This is a genomic window from Halorubrum trapanicum (assembly GCF_017873555.1).
GTDB classification, from domain to species: domain Archaea; phylum Halobacteriota; class Halobacteria; order Halobacteriales; family Haloferacaceae; genus Halorubrum; species Halorubrum trapanicum.
Genome location: NZ_JAGGKE010000003.1, coordinates 79,334 through 94,420 on the forward strand (window position 1 = coordinate 79,334; position 15,087 = coordinate 94,420).

17 protein-coding genes are annotated in these 15,087 nt (G+C 67.8%); 11 read left to right on the forward strand and 6 right to left on the reverse strand.

Annotated features, from left to right (window positions below; all coding sequences use genetic code 11):
• Window positions 1-65 precede the first annotated feature (65 nt).
• A complete protein-coding gene (gene rpiA / locus J2744_RS04600) occupies window positions 66-800 on the forward strand; it encodes a ribose-5-phosphate isomerase RpiA (protein ID WP_209545159.1) in 735 nt (244 codons plus the stop codon).
• Between the two features lie 86 nt (window positions 801-886).
• On the opposite strand, the gene J2744_RS04605 is transcribed toward rpiA, so the two are convergent.
• Window positions 887-1,054, reverse strand: coding sequence for a DUF1931 family protein (locus J2744_RS04605; RefSeq protein ID WP_004047560.1), 168 nt, complete (start codon window positions 1,052-1,054; stop codon window positions 887-889).
• Window positions 1,055-1,306: 252 nt separating this feature from the next.
• On the opposite strand from J2744_RS04605, the gene larB reads away from it, so the two are divergent.
• The 3 genes from larB to J2744_RS04620 all read left to right on the forward strand — a co-directional run bounded on the left by larB (window position 1,307) and on the right by J2744_RS04620 (window position 2,736).
• The gene (larB, locus tag J2744_RS04610) at window positions 1,307-2,074 is read left to right on the forward strand and encodes a nickel pincer cofactor biosynthesis protein LarB (RefSeq protein ID WP_209545167.1); all 768 of its coding nucleotides are present in this window, start codon (window positions 1,307-1,309) and stop codon (window positions 2,072-2,074) included.
• A gap of 134 nt (window positions 2,075-2,208) precedes the next feature.
• Complete coding sequence (locus J2744_RS04615) at window positions 2,209-2,361, forward strand: DUF7563 family protein (RefSeq protein WP_004599353.1); 153 nt, start codon at window positions 2,209-2,211, stop codon at window positions 2,359-2,361.
• 108 nt (window positions 2,362-2,469) lie between these two features.
• The gene (locus tag J2744_RS04620; RefSeq protein ID WP_209545169.1) at window positions 2,470-2,736 is read left to right on the forward strand and encodes a GIY-YIG nuclease family protein; all 267 of its coding nucleotides are present in this window, start codon (window positions 2,470-2,472) and stop codon (window positions 2,734-2,736) included.
• A 15-nt stretch (window positions 2,737-2,751) separates the two neighbouring features.
• Here the strand turns inward: J2744_RS04620 and hisG are convergent, their stop codons facing one another.
• Complete coding sequence (hisG, locus tag J2744_RS04625) at window positions 2,752-3,642, reverse strand: ATP phosphoribosyltransferase (protein ID WP_209545170.1); 891 nt, start codon at window positions 3,640-3,642, stop codon at window positions 2,752-2,754.
• Between the two features lie 60 nt (window positions 3,643-3,702).
• Here hisG and J2744_RS04630 point away from each other — a divergent pair, with 60 nt between their 5' ends.
• The gene (locus J2744_RS04630; protein WP_209545172.1) at window positions 3,703-4,065 is read left to right on the forward strand and encodes an SHOCT domain-containing protein; all 363 of its coding nucleotides are present in this window, start codon (window positions 3,703-3,705) and stop codon (window positions 4,063-4,065) included.
• Between the two features lie 63 nt (window positions 4,066-4,128).
• Here the strand turns inward: J2744_RS04630 and J2744_RS04635 are convergent, their stop codons facing one another.
• The 3 genes from J2744_RS04635 to J2744_RS04645 form a co-directional block, all read right to left on the reverse strand.
• Window positions 4,129-4,566, reverse strand: a complete 438-nt coding sequence (locus J2744_RS04635) for a PIN domain-containing protein (RefSeq protein WP_209545174.1) — start codon at window positions 4,564-4,566, stop codon at window positions 4,129-4,131.
• Window positions 4,563-4,859 (reverse strand): AbrB/MazE/SpoVT family DNA-binding domain-containing protein, encoded by a 297-nt coding sequence (locus tag J2744_RS04640; RefSeq protein ID WP_209545176.1) that lies wholly within the window; start codon window positions 4,857-4,859, stop codon window positions 4,563-4,565. Before J2744_RS04640 ends, J2744_RS04635 begins: the two co-directional genes overlap by 4 nt.
• Window positions 4,860-4,926: 67 nt before the next feature.
• Entirely contained in the window at window positions 4,927-5,331 is a 405-nt protein-coding gene (locus J2744_RS04645) for a hypothetical protein (protein ID WP_209545178.1), read from the reverse strand.
• 128 nt (window positions 5,332-5,459) lie between these two features.
• Between J2744_RS04645 and uvrB the strand changes: the two genes are divergently transcribed.
• From uvrB to J2744_RS04670, 5 genes are all read left to right on the forward strand, one after another.
• Window positions 5,460-7,514, forward strand: coding sequence for an excinuclease ABC subunit UvrB (uvrB, locus tag J2744_RS04650; RefSeq protein WP_209545180.1), 2,055 nt, complete (start codon window positions 5,460-5,462; stop codon window positions 7,512-7,514).
• A gap of 140 nt (window positions 7,515-7,654) precedes the next feature.
• Window positions 7,655-8,185: a hypothetical protein gene (locus J2744_RS04655; protein ID WP_209545181.1), complete on the forward strand. Its 531-nt coding sequence runs from the start codon at window positions 7,655-7,657 to the stop codon at window positions 8,183-8,185.
• An 89-nt stretch (window positions 8,186-8,274) separates the two neighbouring features.
• Window positions 8,275-8,865, forward strand: coding sequence for a hypothetical protein (locus tag J2744_RS04660; protein WP_209545183.1), 591 nt, complete (start codon window positions 8,275-8,277; stop codon window positions 8,863-8,865).
• Between the two features lie 567 nt (window positions 8,866-9,432).
• Window positions 9,433-10,461 carry a ribonucleotide-diphosphate reductase subunit beta gene (locus J2744_RS04665; protein WP_209545185.1) on the forward strand — a complete coding sequence of 343 codons (1,029 nt, stop codon included), beginning with the start codon at window positions 9,433-9,435 and terminating at the stop codon, window positions 10,459-10,461.
• 2 nt (window positions 10,462-10,463) lie between these two features.
• The gene (locus tag J2744_RS04670) at window positions 10,464-12,152 is read left to right on the forward strand and encodes a ribonucleoside-diphosphate reductase subunit alpha (RefSeq protein WP_209545187.1); all 1,689 of its coding nucleotides are present in this window, start codon (window positions 10,464-10,466) and stop codon (window positions 12,150-12,152) included.
• 186 nt (window positions 12,153-12,338) lie between these two features.
• Here J2744_RS04670 and J2744_RS04675 read toward each other — a convergent pair whose 3' ends face one another.
• Window positions 12,339-13,568 (reverse strand): SPFH domain-containing protein, encoded by a 1,230-nt coding sequence (locus J2744_RS04675; RefSeq protein WP_209545189.1) that lies wholly within the window; start codon window positions 13,566-13,568, stop codon window positions 12,339-12,341.
• A gap of 200 nt (window positions 13,569-13,768) precedes the next feature.
• On the opposite strand from J2744_RS04675, the gene J2744_RS04680 reads away from it, so the two are divergent.
• Complete coding sequence (locus J2744_RS04680; RefSeq protein WP_209545191.1) at window positions 13,769-15,073, forward strand: O-acetylhomoserine aminocarboxypropyltransferase/cysteine synthase family protein; 1,305 nt, start codon at window positions 13,769-13,771, stop codon at window positions 15,071-15,073.
• Window positions 15,074-15,087 lie beyond the last annotated feature (14 nt).

A 15,087-nucleotide genomic window follows, 5' to 3' on the forward strand; every position in this document is an offset into this window, starting at 1 on the left:
GGCCGCGTCCCGCCCGTCCGCACGTCGCCGACGCCTTTTCAACGACCCCGCCCGCACCCGAGCGTATGAAGACGAGCGGCGGGAGCGACGCGATGAAGCGACGCGCCGGGGAGTCGGCGGCCGAGAGGGTGACCGACGGCGACGTGGTCGGCTTGGGGACCGGGTCGACGGCGGCCCACGCGATCCGGCGGCTCGGCGACCGGGTCGACGCCGGTCTCGACGCGCGCGGCGTCCCGACCTCCTTCGCGAGCCGCGAACTCGCGACCGACCGCGGGATTCCCCTGATCGACCTCGACGAGGCGATCGGTCCCGACGGTCCGGGGATCGACCTCGCGATCGACGGCGCCGATCAGGTGGCGACCGGCGGCGAGGGATCCGAAATCTCCGAGACCGGCGGGGCGCTGATAAAGGGCGGCGGCGCGGCCCACGCCCGCGAGAAGCTCGTCGACGCCGCGGCCGACCGGTTTCTGGTCGTCGCCGACCCCTCGAAGGAGTCGCCGCGGCTGGACCGCTCGGTTCCGGTCGAGGTGTTGCCCGCGGGGCGCACCGCGGTCGCCGCCGCGGTTCGGGAGGCGGGCGGCGAACCGACGCTGCGGCGCGCGGAGCGGAAGGACGGCCCGGTCGTCACGGACAACGGGAACCTCGTGCTCGACTGCGCGTTCGGCGAGCTCGCCGATCCGGCCGCGCTGTCGGCGACGCTGTCGGCGACTCCGGGCGTCGTCGAACACGGACTGTTCGTCGGGCTGGCGGACGAAATCCACGTCGGCACGGACTCCGGCGTCCGGGTCGACGAGGTGTGACCCTGCCGAAAAACGACGACACGACCGACAGCGCGGCCGCTCGGCGGTCGGCGTCCAAATAAAGTGAAACGGAAACGAGTTCCGTCTTAGAGGTCGCGCGGCTGGACCGTCTTCCGGTCGTTGGCCTCGGCGCGGCGCGCGGCGTCTTCGAGCAGCTCGTCCACTTCGTCGTCCAGCGCGTCGTAGAAGTCCGAAGCGACGTTCTTGTCGTCCAGGGCTTCCTTGACGGCCGCTTTGACAATAAGGTCTGCCATGCGTCCGGCTCTACCCGGTGATGGTTAATAAGAGTTCCTGAATTCGACCGCGAGGGGCGCCGTGCCGCCGGTTCGCGGGGGTGCGCGAACACAACCCCTTATAAATCTTGTGAGATTCCTATCTCCGCACCGACTCGAATCCGCCCCGAACGCGACCCGAACCCGCCCCGAACTCGGCTCGACCGCATCGCGCGCCCGACCGACGGGCGTCGAACCGACAGGTTCGACCGGGTCCGCCTCCCACAGTCGCCCATGCGAGAGACGTTAGCGGCGCTCGAAGCGGGCGAGATCGGCGTCGAGGAGGCGGAGTCGCGGCTCGCGGGCTACGCGACCACGGACGCGGGGCGGTTCGACGCCGCCCGCGAGCGACGGCGCGGGATCCCGGAGGCGATCCTCGCCGAGGGGAAGACGCCGGCGGAGGTCGCCGCGCTGGCGACGACCGCGCTCGAAACCACCGGCAGAGCGCTGGTGACGCGCGCGGACGAGGCGACCGCGGCGGCGGTCGCGTCTACGGTCGGCGACGGCGACGCGGACGCGACGGTCGACCGCGACGACCGGACGGGAACCGTCGTCGCGCACGCCGCCGACTTCGAGCCGCCGTCGCTCGACGCCGCGGTCGCGGTCGTGGCCGCCGGCACCGCGGACGCGCCCGTCGCCGGCGAGGCGGCGGTCGTCGCCCGCGAAATCGGGGCGACGGTCGACCGGGTCGACGACGTGGGCGTCGCCAACCTCGACCGGATCTTAGACCAGGTCGATCGGGTTCGCGAGGCCGACGCCGTCGTCGTCGCGGCCGGTCGCGAGGGCGCGCTCCCGACCGTCGTCGCCGGACTCGTCGACGCCCCCGTGATCGCGCTCCCCGTCTCGACCGGGTACGGCGTCGGCGGCGAGGGGGTCGCGGCCTTGGAGGGCGCCCTCCAGTCGTGTTCCGTGCTCACGACCGTCAACGTCGACGCCGGGTTCGTCGCCGGCGCGCAGGCCGGGCTGATCGCCCGCGCGGTCGACGCGGCGCGGGCCGAGTGAGCGGGTCGGTACTTCGTCGATCCGGCCGGAATTCGGATCCGGGCGACCGAGCGAACACCGGCAGCCGACGGGGTCGAAAAAGGGTATTTGTTCGTCGAGTCCGTATGGTAGTTGCCGACGTACGTCGGCATCACATGCCACGCTGTGACCACTGCGGGTCGCACGTCTCGGACCGCTTCGCTCGCGTCTTCGCGGACGAGCACGGCGACCTGAACGCGTGCCCGAAGTGCTCCGCGAACGCGGGCATCGCCGAGGTGTCTCGCGAGCGGACGCGAACCGGGGACTGACCGGTCGAACGCCGGCCGAAGACCGAGCGCACCGAGAGCGACGGCTCCGTCTGCCTCCGGTTCGGGCACATCCGCACACACTTTGCGCTCGCGCTCGCACGGCGTCCCGTGGCCGACCACCACGTGTACGTGATCGAGTGCGCCGACGGCACCCTCTACACCGGGTACACGACCGACGTCGAGCGCCGCGTCGCCGAACACGACGCCGGGGAGGGGGCGAAGTACACCCGCGGGCGGACGCCCGTCACCCTGCGCCACGTCGAGTCGTTCGACTCGAAGTCGGCCGCGATGTCGCGGGAGTACGCCATCAAGTCGCTGTCGCGGGCGGAGAAGGAGCGGCTGATCGGCGAGGGCGACGGTATTGAGAGGGAGTGACCGCCTCGCGCCGCCTCACTCCACGAGCCGTTCGATCTCGGTGACGAGGATGCCGGTCGCGCCGACGGCCCGAAGCTCCGAGATGGTCTCGAACACGTCGCGCTCGTCGACGACCGCGTGGACCGCCACCATCCCGTTGCCGTTCTCGTCGGCCTCCACGTCCATCACGGTCGGGCCGCCCAGCCCGGGGATCACTTCCTTCACCTCGTCGAGCCGGTCTTTCGGGGCGTTCATCATCAGGTAACGCCGGCCGTCCGCCGCGAGCACGGACTCGAAGGCGGTCACGACCTGCTCGACCTTCGCGTCGTCGACCACGTCCGGGCGGGCGAACAGTCGGACGGAGGAGTCGAGCACGTCGTCGATCACCGCCAGCCGGTTGACCTTCAGCGTCGTCCCCGTGGAGGTGATGTCGACGATGGCGTCGGCCATGTCGACGTGGGGGGTCAGCTCCGTCGCGCCCGTCACGGTGACCACGTCGGCGTCGACGCCCACGCGGTCGAGGTACGCGCGGGTGACGTTCGGGAACTCCGTTGCGACCGTCCTGTCAGCCAGATCCTCGACGGCCGACACGTCGCCGTCCTCGGGGGCCGCGAGGACGAGCCGACAGGAGCCGTACCCCAGGTCGAGCAGGTCGACGAGGTCGCCCTCGGCCGCCGCGGCCGCGTCGTCGACGACGCCGCCCGACTCGGCCGCCTGGTCGAGACCGGTGACGCCGAGGTCGGCCGCGCCGTCGCGGACGTACTCGGGGATGTCGGCCGCCCGCGCGAACAGCACCGTCACGTCCTCGTCGACGGTGTCGGCGTACAGCTGGCGGTCGGCGGTCTCCTCGACGTGGAGTCCCGCGCGCTCGAGGAGCGAGAGCGTCGGCTCGTGTAGGCGGCCCTTGTTGGGGACGGCGATGCGCATACCCGTAGCGTCGCGGGGACAGGGGGAAACGTTTTCGTCCTCGGTGCTCCGCCCGTACGCATGGACGAGGAAACGGGAGCAGCCCTCCTCTCGCTCGCTATCGGCGTCCCGATCGCCGGCGCTCTCCTCCTGTCCGGCACCGTCTCCGGCGCGGTCCTCACCGGACTCATCGTCGGCACGATCGCGGTGTCGTTCGTCCTCGCCGATCGGATCGACGACGAGGAAGACGAGACCGCGACCGACGCCGAACCGGACCCGCTGGAGTCGCTTCGAGACCGCTACGCGCGCGGCGAGCTGACGGAAGACGAGTTCGAGCGCCGCGTCGAGCGACTCCTCGAAACCGAGGACCGGTCCGCGGCCCGCGACCACCTCCTGGACGAGCGCGACGACGCGGTCGAGACGGAACCGGTCCGCGAGCGCTGACGCGGGGAACACGGTCGGCTCACACGACCCCGGACAACAGCGCTCGGTGGTGGGCTATCCGGGTCACACGCCTCGGTCCCGGAACCGACGAACGTCGACCTCGACGGGCAGTTCGTCGAAGTCGTCGTCCGCACCGGCGACGAGCGTCGCGTCCCGCTCGCTCGCGAGCGCGACGGCGTACGCGTCGGCGAGCGAGATGCTCCCGTGGGCCTTCACCTCGGCCGCCAGCCGCCAGTCGGCCGACTCAATCTCCAGCCCTCGCCGCTCAAGCGCGCGGAGGTCCCGATCGGCCTCCCGAAGCGAGGCGTCCGTCGGGGCGTCGTCGATCCCCTCGAACCGCGAGACGAGGTAGAACGCCTCGCCGGCGTTCGTCTCGGCGAGCGAGCCCGCTGACTCGCCGGCGAACACCTCGTCGAGGAGCCGGGCGACCGCCTCGTGACCGGGTTCCCCGTAGAGGTAGGCGACGACGGCCTCGGTGTCGAAGACGTAGCCGCCGCTCATTCGTCCTCGGAGGGGCGAAGCCGGTCGGTCCGCTCCGCTTCCCGACGCTTCTCCTCGGCTTTCAACTCGCGAACCCGTTCCAACGCCTCCCCGCGCTCGTGCCCCTCGGCGTGGATCCCGTGGAGTTCGTCCGGCGAGGGGACCGGCTCGACGACGATCCGCCCCTCCGCCTCGTAGATGAACACCTCGCCGGGCGTCTCGATCCCGAACTTCTCGCGAAGCCCCTTCGGGATCGTGGCCTGTCCCTTCTGCGAGACGCGTACTACCGTTGGTTCGTTTGTACTACTCGCCATTCTTAGTTGTACCTGAAATTTCTGTATTACTAAATCCACCGCCGAACGAGCGGCGTGGCTCTCTCGTTCAGCGACCGGCGCCCTCTCCTCCGGGGGCGTCGAATCTCCTTTTAACCACCCAGTACGCGACGGGGAGACAGCAGGCGAACGCGACCGGCCACGTGGTCAACTGCGAGACCGGATCGGGCGGGGAGACGAGGCCCCCGGCGACCAGTCCACCGAGACCGGCGAGGACGACGACGGCGGTGGCTCGCTCCAACCGAGACGGCGGGTACTCGCGAGGGCGTCCGCGACGCCACCAGAGGAGATAGTAGAACAGCACAATTCCCGAGAGCGGCGCGAAGACGCCCCAAACGGCCGGATGATCGCTTCCGCGAGCGTGCGCGTCGGAGTTGACCCAGACGCCGGACGCGAGCCAGACGAACAGAACGAGGGCGGCACCGAACGCGACGGCGGGTGTGAGGAGGGACACGGGTGGGCGTTCAGCCCGATCCGTAATCGGTCTTCCCCCGAGCGGAACCGTCCCCGCGGGACCGGTTTCGTCGCCGCCACTTGCGCGGCCGCGCCGCTCAAGTGTCTCGCCGCCCAACGACGCGTATCGTGAGCGACGCCGACTCCCCCCTCTCCGAGGACCGCCCGACCGTCGACCGCCCCCTCCGCGTCGACGCCCCGTTCGAGCCGGCGGGCGACCAGCCGGAGGCGATCGAAGGGCTGGTCGAGGGGTTCGAGTCGGGCGCGAAAAAGCAGACGCTGCTCGGCGTGACGGGCTCCGGGAAGACGAACACCGTCTCGTGGGTCGCCGAGGAGTTAGACCAGCCGACCCTCGTGCTCGCCCACAACAAGACGCTCGCGGCCCAGCTGTACGAGGAGTTCCGCGAGCTGTTCCCGGACAACGCCGTCGAGTACTTCGTCTCGTACTACGACTACTACCAGCCGGAGGCGTACGTCGAGCAGACGGACACGTTCATCGACAAGGAGATGTCGATAAACGAGGAGATCGACCGCCTGCGCCACTCCGCGACGCGCTCGCTGCTCACCCGCGACGACGTGATCGTCGTCGCCTCCGTCTCGGCCATCTACGGGCTGGGCGACCCGCAGAACTACCGCGACATGGCCCTGCGATTGGAGGTCGGCGAGGAGATCGGTCGCGAGGAGCTGCTCGCCCGGCTCGTCGACCTGAACTACGAGCGCAACGACGTGGACTTCACGCAGGGCACGTTTCGGGTGCGCGGCGACACTGTCGAGATCTATCCGATGTACGGGCGGTACGCGGTCAGAGTTGAGCTGTGGGGCGACGAGATCGATCGGATGATCAAGGTCGACCCGATGCACGGCGAGGTCGTCTCGGAGGAGCCGGCGGTCATGCTCCACCCCGCCGAGCACTACTCGATCCCGGACGATCAGCTCGAACAGGCGGTCGCGGAGATCGAGGACCTGATGGAAAAGCGGGTCAGCTACTTCGAGCGGCAGGGCGACCTCGTGGCGGCCCAGCGCATCGAGGAGCGCACCACCTTCGACCTGGAGATGCTCCGCGAGGCGGGCTACTGCTCCGGGATCGAGAACTACTCGGTCCACATGGACGACCGCGAGTCCGGCGACGCCCCCTACACCCTGCTCGACTACTTCCCCGACGACTTCCTCACCGTGGTCGACGAGTCCCACCAGACGATCCCCCAGATCAAAGGCCAGTACGAGGGCGACAAGTCGCGGAAGGACTCGCTGGTCGAGAACGGGTTCCGGCTCCCGACCGCCTACGACAACCGCCCGCTCACCTTCGAGGAGTTCGAGGAGAAGACGGACCGAACCCTCTACGTCTCGGCGACGCCGAGCGACTACGAGCGCGAGACCTCCGACCGGATCGTCGAGCAGATCGTCCGCCCGACGCACCTCGTCGACCCGAAAGTGGAGGTGACGGGGGCGACGGGACAGGTCGACGACCTCCTCGAACGCGTCGACGAGCGGATCGAGCGCGACGAGCGCGTGCTCGTCACCACGCTCACCAAGCGGATGGCCGAGGACCTCACCGAGTACCTCGAGGAGGCCGGCGTCGACGTGGCGTACATGCACGACGAGACGGACACCCTCGAACGCCACGAGATCATCCGCGACCTCCGGCTGGGCAACATCGACGTGCTCGTCGGCATCAACCTGCTCCGGGAGGGACTCGACATCCCGGAGGTGAGCCTCGTCGCCATCCTCGACGCCGACCAGGAGGGGTTCCTCCGCTCCACCACGACGCTCGTCCAGACGATGGGGCGGGCCGCCCGCAACGTCAACGGCGAGGTCGTCCTCTACGCCGACGAGGTGACCGACTCGATGGAAGAAGCCATCGAGGAGACCCAGCGCCGCCGCGAGATCCAACTGGAGTACAACGAAGAGCACGGTTACGAGGCGACCACCATCGACAAGCCGGTCAGCGAGACGAACCTCCCCGGCTCGAAGACGGACACCTCGAACGTGAGCGTCGGCGACGTGGAGAGCGCCGAGGAGGCGAAAGCGCAGATCGAGGCGCTCGAAGACCGGATGGACGAGGCCGCGAGCAACCTGGAGTTCGAGCTGGCGGCCGACATCCGCGACCGGATCGCGGAGCTGCGGCGTGCCTTCGAGCTCGACGCGGGCGACGAGGGCGTCCCGGCGCCGGCGATGGACGAGTAACGGTCGAAATCGGCCGCACGAGCGGGCGTTCGAGACATATCTGGCCGACGCTCCCCCACGTCGCCCCGACCCCGATCCGATTCTCAGTCCGCGTCACTGTGGGGGCGGGGTTTTTACCTCGCTGCGTCACAGTCGGGCACATGTATCGTCGCGCGGTCGTCGCCGGCGCACTCTCCCTCGCTACTGCCGGGTGCGTCGATCGCCTCCACGACGTCGCCGCCTCGACCCCCCGCGACCTCGGCGTGCGGAGCCGGTACGTCGACGGCAACCCGATGGTCGACAGCCGCAGCGTCCTCGCCCGGCCCGAGGAGCTGTTGACGCACGCGGCCTCGTTCCGGTCCGCCTCGGCGGTTCGGGGCGTCCTCAAGCCCGACGCGACCGAGTCGCAGGAGTTCGTCGAGCGCACGGAGTTCGTCGGCGACGGCGGCGACGCGATCCTCGTGATCGCCCAGCGGCTCACGGTGCCCGAGGCCAAACTCCGACTCGGCGGGATCAGCCGCACGGGCGATCACTCTCTCCGGATCGCCGTCGACCAGGGCGGCGTCCGCGGTGAGGTCGAGACCGAGGATCCGGTCGTCAAGACGCTTCTGATACGACTCATCGACGAGCGCGGGCCGCCGGAGCGGGTGATCGTCTCCATCGGCGACGAGCGCGCCGGCGTCACGGTGTGACGGGCGGGGCTTCTCCAGCGCGTCGAGCGCGACCCCGGACGCGGCTCCGTCCCGCGATCGTTTTGTGGTCGGAACGCGTCTGACCGTCCATGTCACTCCGCAGTCGCCTCCTCGGATCGGCCCTCCTCGTCGCCGCTGTGGCCGTGTTCGCGGCTACCGTTTCCGTCGCGCCCACGGTTCCTCCCGAATCGGCGACCGACTCCGTATCGCTCATCGCCCCAACGCCGTACTCCTTCATCGCCACGCCGCCCCTCCTCGCGGTCGGGTCGGTGCTTCTGGTCGGCGGCGTCGCCGCGCTCGCGGGCGTCGACCTCTCGGCGCGCGCGACGCTTCTCGCACCCGTCTTCGGCGGGATGGCCGCCTTCGCGGTCGTCGCCGGCGCCCTCGCCGCGCCCGCGGCGGTCCTCCCCGCGCTCGTCGACCCGGAGACGCTCTCGGCCGCGATCACCGGGCGGCGCGGCGAGATTGCGCTCGGTACCGTCGCCGGGGCGACGGTCGCGCCGGTCGTCCGCGCGACCACCACGGAGGACACCGCCGCCCTCCTCGTCGGGTCGGTCCTGCTGCTCGCGGCGCTCGCGGCGGGGGCGTCCGACCCCCTCTCGCTGGTCGGCGGCGGCGTCGGCGGCGCGGTCGCCGTCGCGCTCCTCTGGGCGGTCGACCCCGAGCGCTGGCGGCCGTGAGCCGGGGCTGCCCTCGCTCGCCTCCCGCCGCGTCGACCGCGCTGCCAGCCGATCGGTCGCCCGGCCGCTCGCGTTCGGTCTCCAGCTCGCTGTCGCGGTCGGCCTCGCGCGTCGCCGCCTCCTGCTCGGCGAGGTCGACGTTGTCCGGGTCTCACGTTTCGTCGGTCTCTCGCTCGCGCCCGGCTCCTGGTTCGCGCTTCTCGCCGAACTGCTCGGCGACGCCCTCGTAACTGGACTAGCGTGGGGCTTGACGCCGCCAGTTGGGCACCGTAGCGACCACCCGTAACCGGGGATCACCGCTCAGTCCCCGTCTCGGCACCGCCCGTTCGTGGATCGGAGGAGCGGCTCCGCTCCCCTCTTATGAAAGTTAACTTGTTGTACTACAATTTCGTTGGTAATGCTTATACCAGTGGAGTCTGTGTGGTCCGATACGGTTCACACGGCTACCCGCAGGTTACGCTGTAAGACCGTCTCCCGAGCGACACGACTGCGGTCGGACTCACCGGACTGATGTAGACAGTGGCAGCGGCAACCCAACGCAATCGGTCACGTTTGAGATGGCCAACGATGAGTGAACGCGAAAACGCAAACACGAACGCCGGTACAGGCACGGAGACAGAGACGGACATCTTCTCGGAGCGAACACAGCTGAAACCCTACGAGTACAGCGAGTTCCTCGACTACGTCGAGGCGATCCGGAACAGCTACTGGGTACACACGGAGTTCAATTTCGACGGCGACGTCCAAGACTTCAAGGTCAACACGACTCCCGCCGAGCAGACCGTTATCAAGCGGACGATGTTGGCTATCGCGCAGATCGAGGTGCAGGTGAAGACGTTCTGGTCGGACATCTACGAGGAGATGCCCAAAGCCGAGGTCGGGAACGTGGGGATGACCTTCGCGGAAAGCGAGGTGCGGCACATGGACGCCTACAGTCACCTCCTCGACGTCTTAGGAATCACGGACGACTTCGAGCAGGTGACTGCGGAGCCGGCGATGAAAAAGCGGATCGAGTACCTCGACGAGTATCTGGAGAAGAGCGAGAGCGACGACGAACGAGAGTACGTGATGAGCATCCTGCTGTTCAGTACGTTCGTCGAACACGTCTCGCTGTTCAGCCAGTTCCTCATCATGACGAGCTTCGACAAGCACGAAAAGAAGTTCACGGGGATAGCGAACGCCGTCGAAGCGACCAGCAAAGAGGAGCAGATTCACGGGCTGTTCGGAGTCGAGTTGGTGGAGACGATCAGCGAGGAGTACCCGGACCTCTTCGACGAGGAGTTCGAGGAAGACGTCCAAGAAGCGTGTCAGCAGGCCTACGAGGCAGAGACGGAGATTCTGGACTGGATATTCGGTGACGGCGAGCTGGCGTTCCTTCCCAGGGCGCACGTCGACGCGTTCCTGCGGGACCGGTTCAATCAGAGCCTCGAAAACGTCGGCGTGGAACCGATATTCGAGACGGACGACGACCTGCTCGAGGAGACGCGCTGGTTCGACGAGGACATCATGATGACGAAGGATAACGACTTCTTCAGCAAGCGGTCGACCACGTACAACAAACACACGCAGAGCGTTACCGCCGAGGACATGTTCTAACGATGGCACAAACTGAACTCGAAAGCGTCGCGCAACAGCACACCGAACCGTTCTACTGGCTGAACGAGGACAGCAGGGAGTTCCTCAGAGAGGGCTACCTGCTTGAGGGCGTCGAAGCGGAAGAGAGAGTCAGGCAGATAGCCGAGCGCGCCGAAGAGATCCTGGGTGAGGAGGGGTTCGCGGACAGGTTCTACGAGTACATGAGCCGCGGCTTCTACAGTCTCGCCAGCCCGATATGGTCCAACTTCGGCCTGGACAGAGGACTTCCTATCAGCTGCTTCGGCAGCCACATGGAGGATTCCATCGAGAGCATCCTCCACACCCAGGCCGAGGTGGGCGAGATGACCAAGCAGGGCGGCGGCACGAGCGGGTACTTCGGTGAGCTGCGGCCGCGGGGCAGTCCGATAACGAACAACGGCAAGAGCAACGGGAGTTACAGCTTCACGGAGCTGTTCGACACGATCATCAACGTCATCAGTCAGGGCGAAACCCGGCGGGGGCAGTTCGCCGGCTACATCGATGTCGAACACGACGACCTGGACGAGTGGCTTAACATCAAAACCGAGGGAGACCCGGTACAGGACATCTACTACGGCGTCATCATCGGTGACGACTGGTTTCAGGCGATGGTCGACGGCGACGAAGCGAAGCGAGAGACCTGGGCAGACATCATCGAGACCCGGATCAACATCGGCGTTCCGTATATCATCTTCCGGGGGAACATGAACGAGGGAAAGCCGCAGGTGTACAAGGACAAGGGCTACCAGATAAACGCGTCCAACCTGTGTACCGAGATCGCGTTGCCGGCCACGGCAGACGAGAGCTTCGTCTGCTGTCTCTCGAGTATGAACGCGCTCCACTACGACGAATGGAAGGACACCGACGCGGTGGAGACGCTGACCCGGTTCCTGGACGCGGTGATGGAGGAGTTCATCCAGCGCACGGAGGGAGTACAGTTCATGGACCGGGCCGTGCGGTTTGCGAAGCGACACAGAGCGATAGGGATCGGCGTCCTCGGGTGGCACAGCTACCTCCAGAGCAACATGATCCCCTTCGACAGCATGGAGGCGATGGAGAAGAACGGGGAGCTGTTCCGGACGATCAAAGAGCGGAGTTACGAGGCGAGCGAAGCGCTCGCCGACGAGTTCGGCGAGCCGGAGGTTCTCGAGGGGTACGGCAGGCGGAACACGACGACGATGAGCGTGGCGCCGACGAAATCGAGCAGCGTCATTCTGGGCCAGGTCAGTCCCAGCATCGAGCCGCTGAAATCGAACTACTTCGTCCGAGACGGTGCGAAGCTGAAGTCGACGCAGAAGAACAGATTCCTTCAGGCGATACTGGCGGAAAAGGGCAAAGACACCCGAGAAGTCTGGGACAGCATCGCGAACAGAGACGGGAGCGTTCAACATCTCGAGTGTCTGACGGACGAAGAGAAAGATGTGTTCAAGACGTTCGCCGAGATACCGCAGATGGCGATCATCAATCAGGCGGCACAGAGACAGAAACACATCGACCAAGCACAGAGCCTGAACGTCTCGATCGACCCGAGCGAAGTGAGCGTCAAGGAGATCAATCAGCTCTACATCGAAGCGTGGAAGAAGGGCGTCAAGAGCCTCTACTATCAGCACAGCGTGAACGCCGCACAGAAATTCAGTCGAGACATTCTCGAGTGTAGAGCCTGTGAGAGCTGATCGCTACCCGTAGCCGGCTCGCCTCGCGTCTCGGACTCCGTCTCCGACTCCAGACCGATGTCCCGGTCCGCCTCGGGATCGACGGCTTCGGGCCCGGGAACGTCAGCGATCCGTGCGGCGCCGGCGGCGCGACCGCGGTGGCGCTGATCACCTCCGTCGACGACGCGTGGCGGCCGTGAGTCGGGCTTACGTTCCCGGTCGCTCGCTTTCGGTCTCCAGTTCGATGTCGCGGTCGGCCTCGCGGGTCTCCGCCTCCTGCCGGGCGAGGTCGACGTCGCGCGCCGTGTCCGCGTCCCGCGTCTCGTCGGTCCGGAGGTCGCTGTCGGCCACGGTGTCGAGCTGTTCGAGGGCGCTCTCGATGTCCTCCAGCCCGAGCAGCTTCTCCGTCTCCTCGTCGAACTCTTTGCCCTCCAGCCCCTCCATCTCCTGAACGTCGGAGCCGGAGAGCGCCTTGCCGTAGCGGCCGACGAGGCTGGTGAGTTCCTGCGGGAGGACGAAGGTGGTCGACTCGCCCTTGCCGATCTCTTCTAAGGTCTCCATGCCGCGCTCGATGATGGCGCGCTCGCCCATCGACTCGGCGGAGCGCGCCCGCAGCACGGTCGAGATGGCGTCCCCCTGCGCTTCGAGGATCTGGCTCTGTTTCTCCCCCTGCGCGCGGATGATGTTCGACTGCTTGTCGCCCTCCGCCTGCTCGACCGCGGAGCGGCGTTCCCCCTGCGCTTCGAGGATCATCGCGCGACGGCGGCGCTCCGCGCCGGTCTGTTGCTCCATCGCGCGCTGGACCTCCTGTGAGGGACTGACCTCGCGGACCTCGACGGCCTCGACGCGGATCCCCCACTCGTCGGTGGGTTCGTCCAGCTCCTCGTTGATCCGGTTGTTGATCAGCTCCCGCTGCGAGAGCGTGTCGTCGAGCTCCATGTCGCCGATGACGGCCCGGAGGGTGGTCTGCGCGAGGTTCGAGACGGCGTTCTTGTAGTCGTCGACCTCGAGGAAGGCCTTCTTCGCGTCCATCACCTTGATGTAGACGACGGCGTCGGCGGTCACCGGGGAGTTGTCCCGCGTGATCGCCGACTGGCTCGGCACGTCGATCGTCTGGGTTCGCATGTCGAACGCGTACGTCCGCGAGACGAACGGCGGAATGAGGTGGACGCCCGGTTCGAGCAGCTCGCGGTACTCGCCGAACACCGTGAGCGCTTCCTTGTCGTAGGCGTCGACGATCTCGACGGCGCTGACGACCGTGACGGCCGCGAGCAACACCGCGAGCGCCGCGACACCGTAGACGAGGCTCTGCCCGAGGAGGGCGACCCCGACGAGGAGGGCGACGCCGAGCGCGAGGTACTGCCAGACCCCGTCCGGGATCTCCGCTAACAGCTCCTCCATCTCGGCGGACTCGCCGCGCGGACCTTGTGTTCCCATACGCGGCGTTACGGCCCGACGCTGTTAACGGTTGGCACGAGTCGCGGTCTCGACCGCGTCGCGCCCGCCGATCTCACCTCCGGCGACGCGTCGCCGACCCTCCGCGTCCGCCACCCGAATCGGTTCGGCGCCGTCTGAGGTACCGGAAACGCCCGCACAGGCCGGTCGTCTTTAACTACGCAGCGGCGGAACACGGAGCCATGCCATCCGACGACGGGGACGACGGCCGCCGGTTCAGCACGCGAAGCGTTCACGCCGGGTCGGACCCGGACCCGACCACGGGCGCCCGCGCGACGCCCATCTACCAGACGACCGCCTACCAGTTCGACGACGCCGACCACGCCGCGGACCTCTTCGCCTTAGAGGAGGCCGGAAACGTTTACTCCCGGCTGATGAACCCGACCAACGCCGCCCTCGAAGAGCGGATCGCCTCGCTGGAGGGCGGCGTCGGCGCGGTCGCGACCGCCTCGGGCATGGCCGCGCTCGACGTGACCACGTTCCTGCTCGCCTCGGCGGGCGACAACATCGTCTCGTCGTCGGCGCTGTACGGCGGCACCTACACCTACCTCACCCACTCCGTCGAGCGCCGCGGGATCTCGACCCGGTTCGTCGACCCGCTCGACTACGAGGGGTACGCCGAGGCCATCGACGAGGACACCGCCTACGTCCACCTCGAAACGATCGGGAACCCGGCGCTGGTCACGCCCGACATCGAGCGGATCGCGGAGATCGCACACGACCACGGCGTCCCGCTGTTCGTCGACAACACGTTCGCGACGCCGTACCTCTGCCGGCCGCTCGACCACGGCGCGGACCTCGTCTGGGAGTCGACGACGAAGTGGCTCACCGGCAACGGCACCACGGTGGGCGGGGTCGTCGTCGACGGCGGCTCGTTCCCGTGGGCGGAGCACGCCGAGAAGTACCCGGAGATCGCGCAGGACAATCCCGCGTACCACGGGATCAACTTCGCCGAGCGGTTCGGCGACGCGGCGTTCACGTTCGCGGCGGTCACCCGCGGCCTGCGCGACCTGGGCGACCAGCAGTCGCCGTTCGACGCGTGGAACACGCTCCAGCAGACGGAGTCGCTCCCGCTGCGGATGGACCGCCACTGCGAGAACGCGGGCGTCGTCGCGGAGTACCTCCAAGACCACGACGACGTGGCGTGGGTGAACTACCCCGGCTTAGCGAGCCACGAGACCCACGCGGAGGCCAGCGAGTACTTGGAGGGCGGCTACGGCGGGATGCTCACCTTCGGGCTGGAGGCGGGCTACGAGGCCGCGCGGGCGACCGTCGAGGAGGCGGACCTCGCCTCGCTGCTCGCGAACGTCGGCGACTCGAAGACGCTCGTCATCCACCCGGCGTCGACGACCCACCAGCAGCTGACGGACGAGGAGAAAGAGGCCGCCGGCGTCACCGACGACATGGTGCGCCTGTCGGTCGGCATCGAGGACCCCGCGGACATCGTCGCCGACCTGGAGGCCGCCATCGAGGCGGCGACGGAGTAGTCGCGACGCCGGAG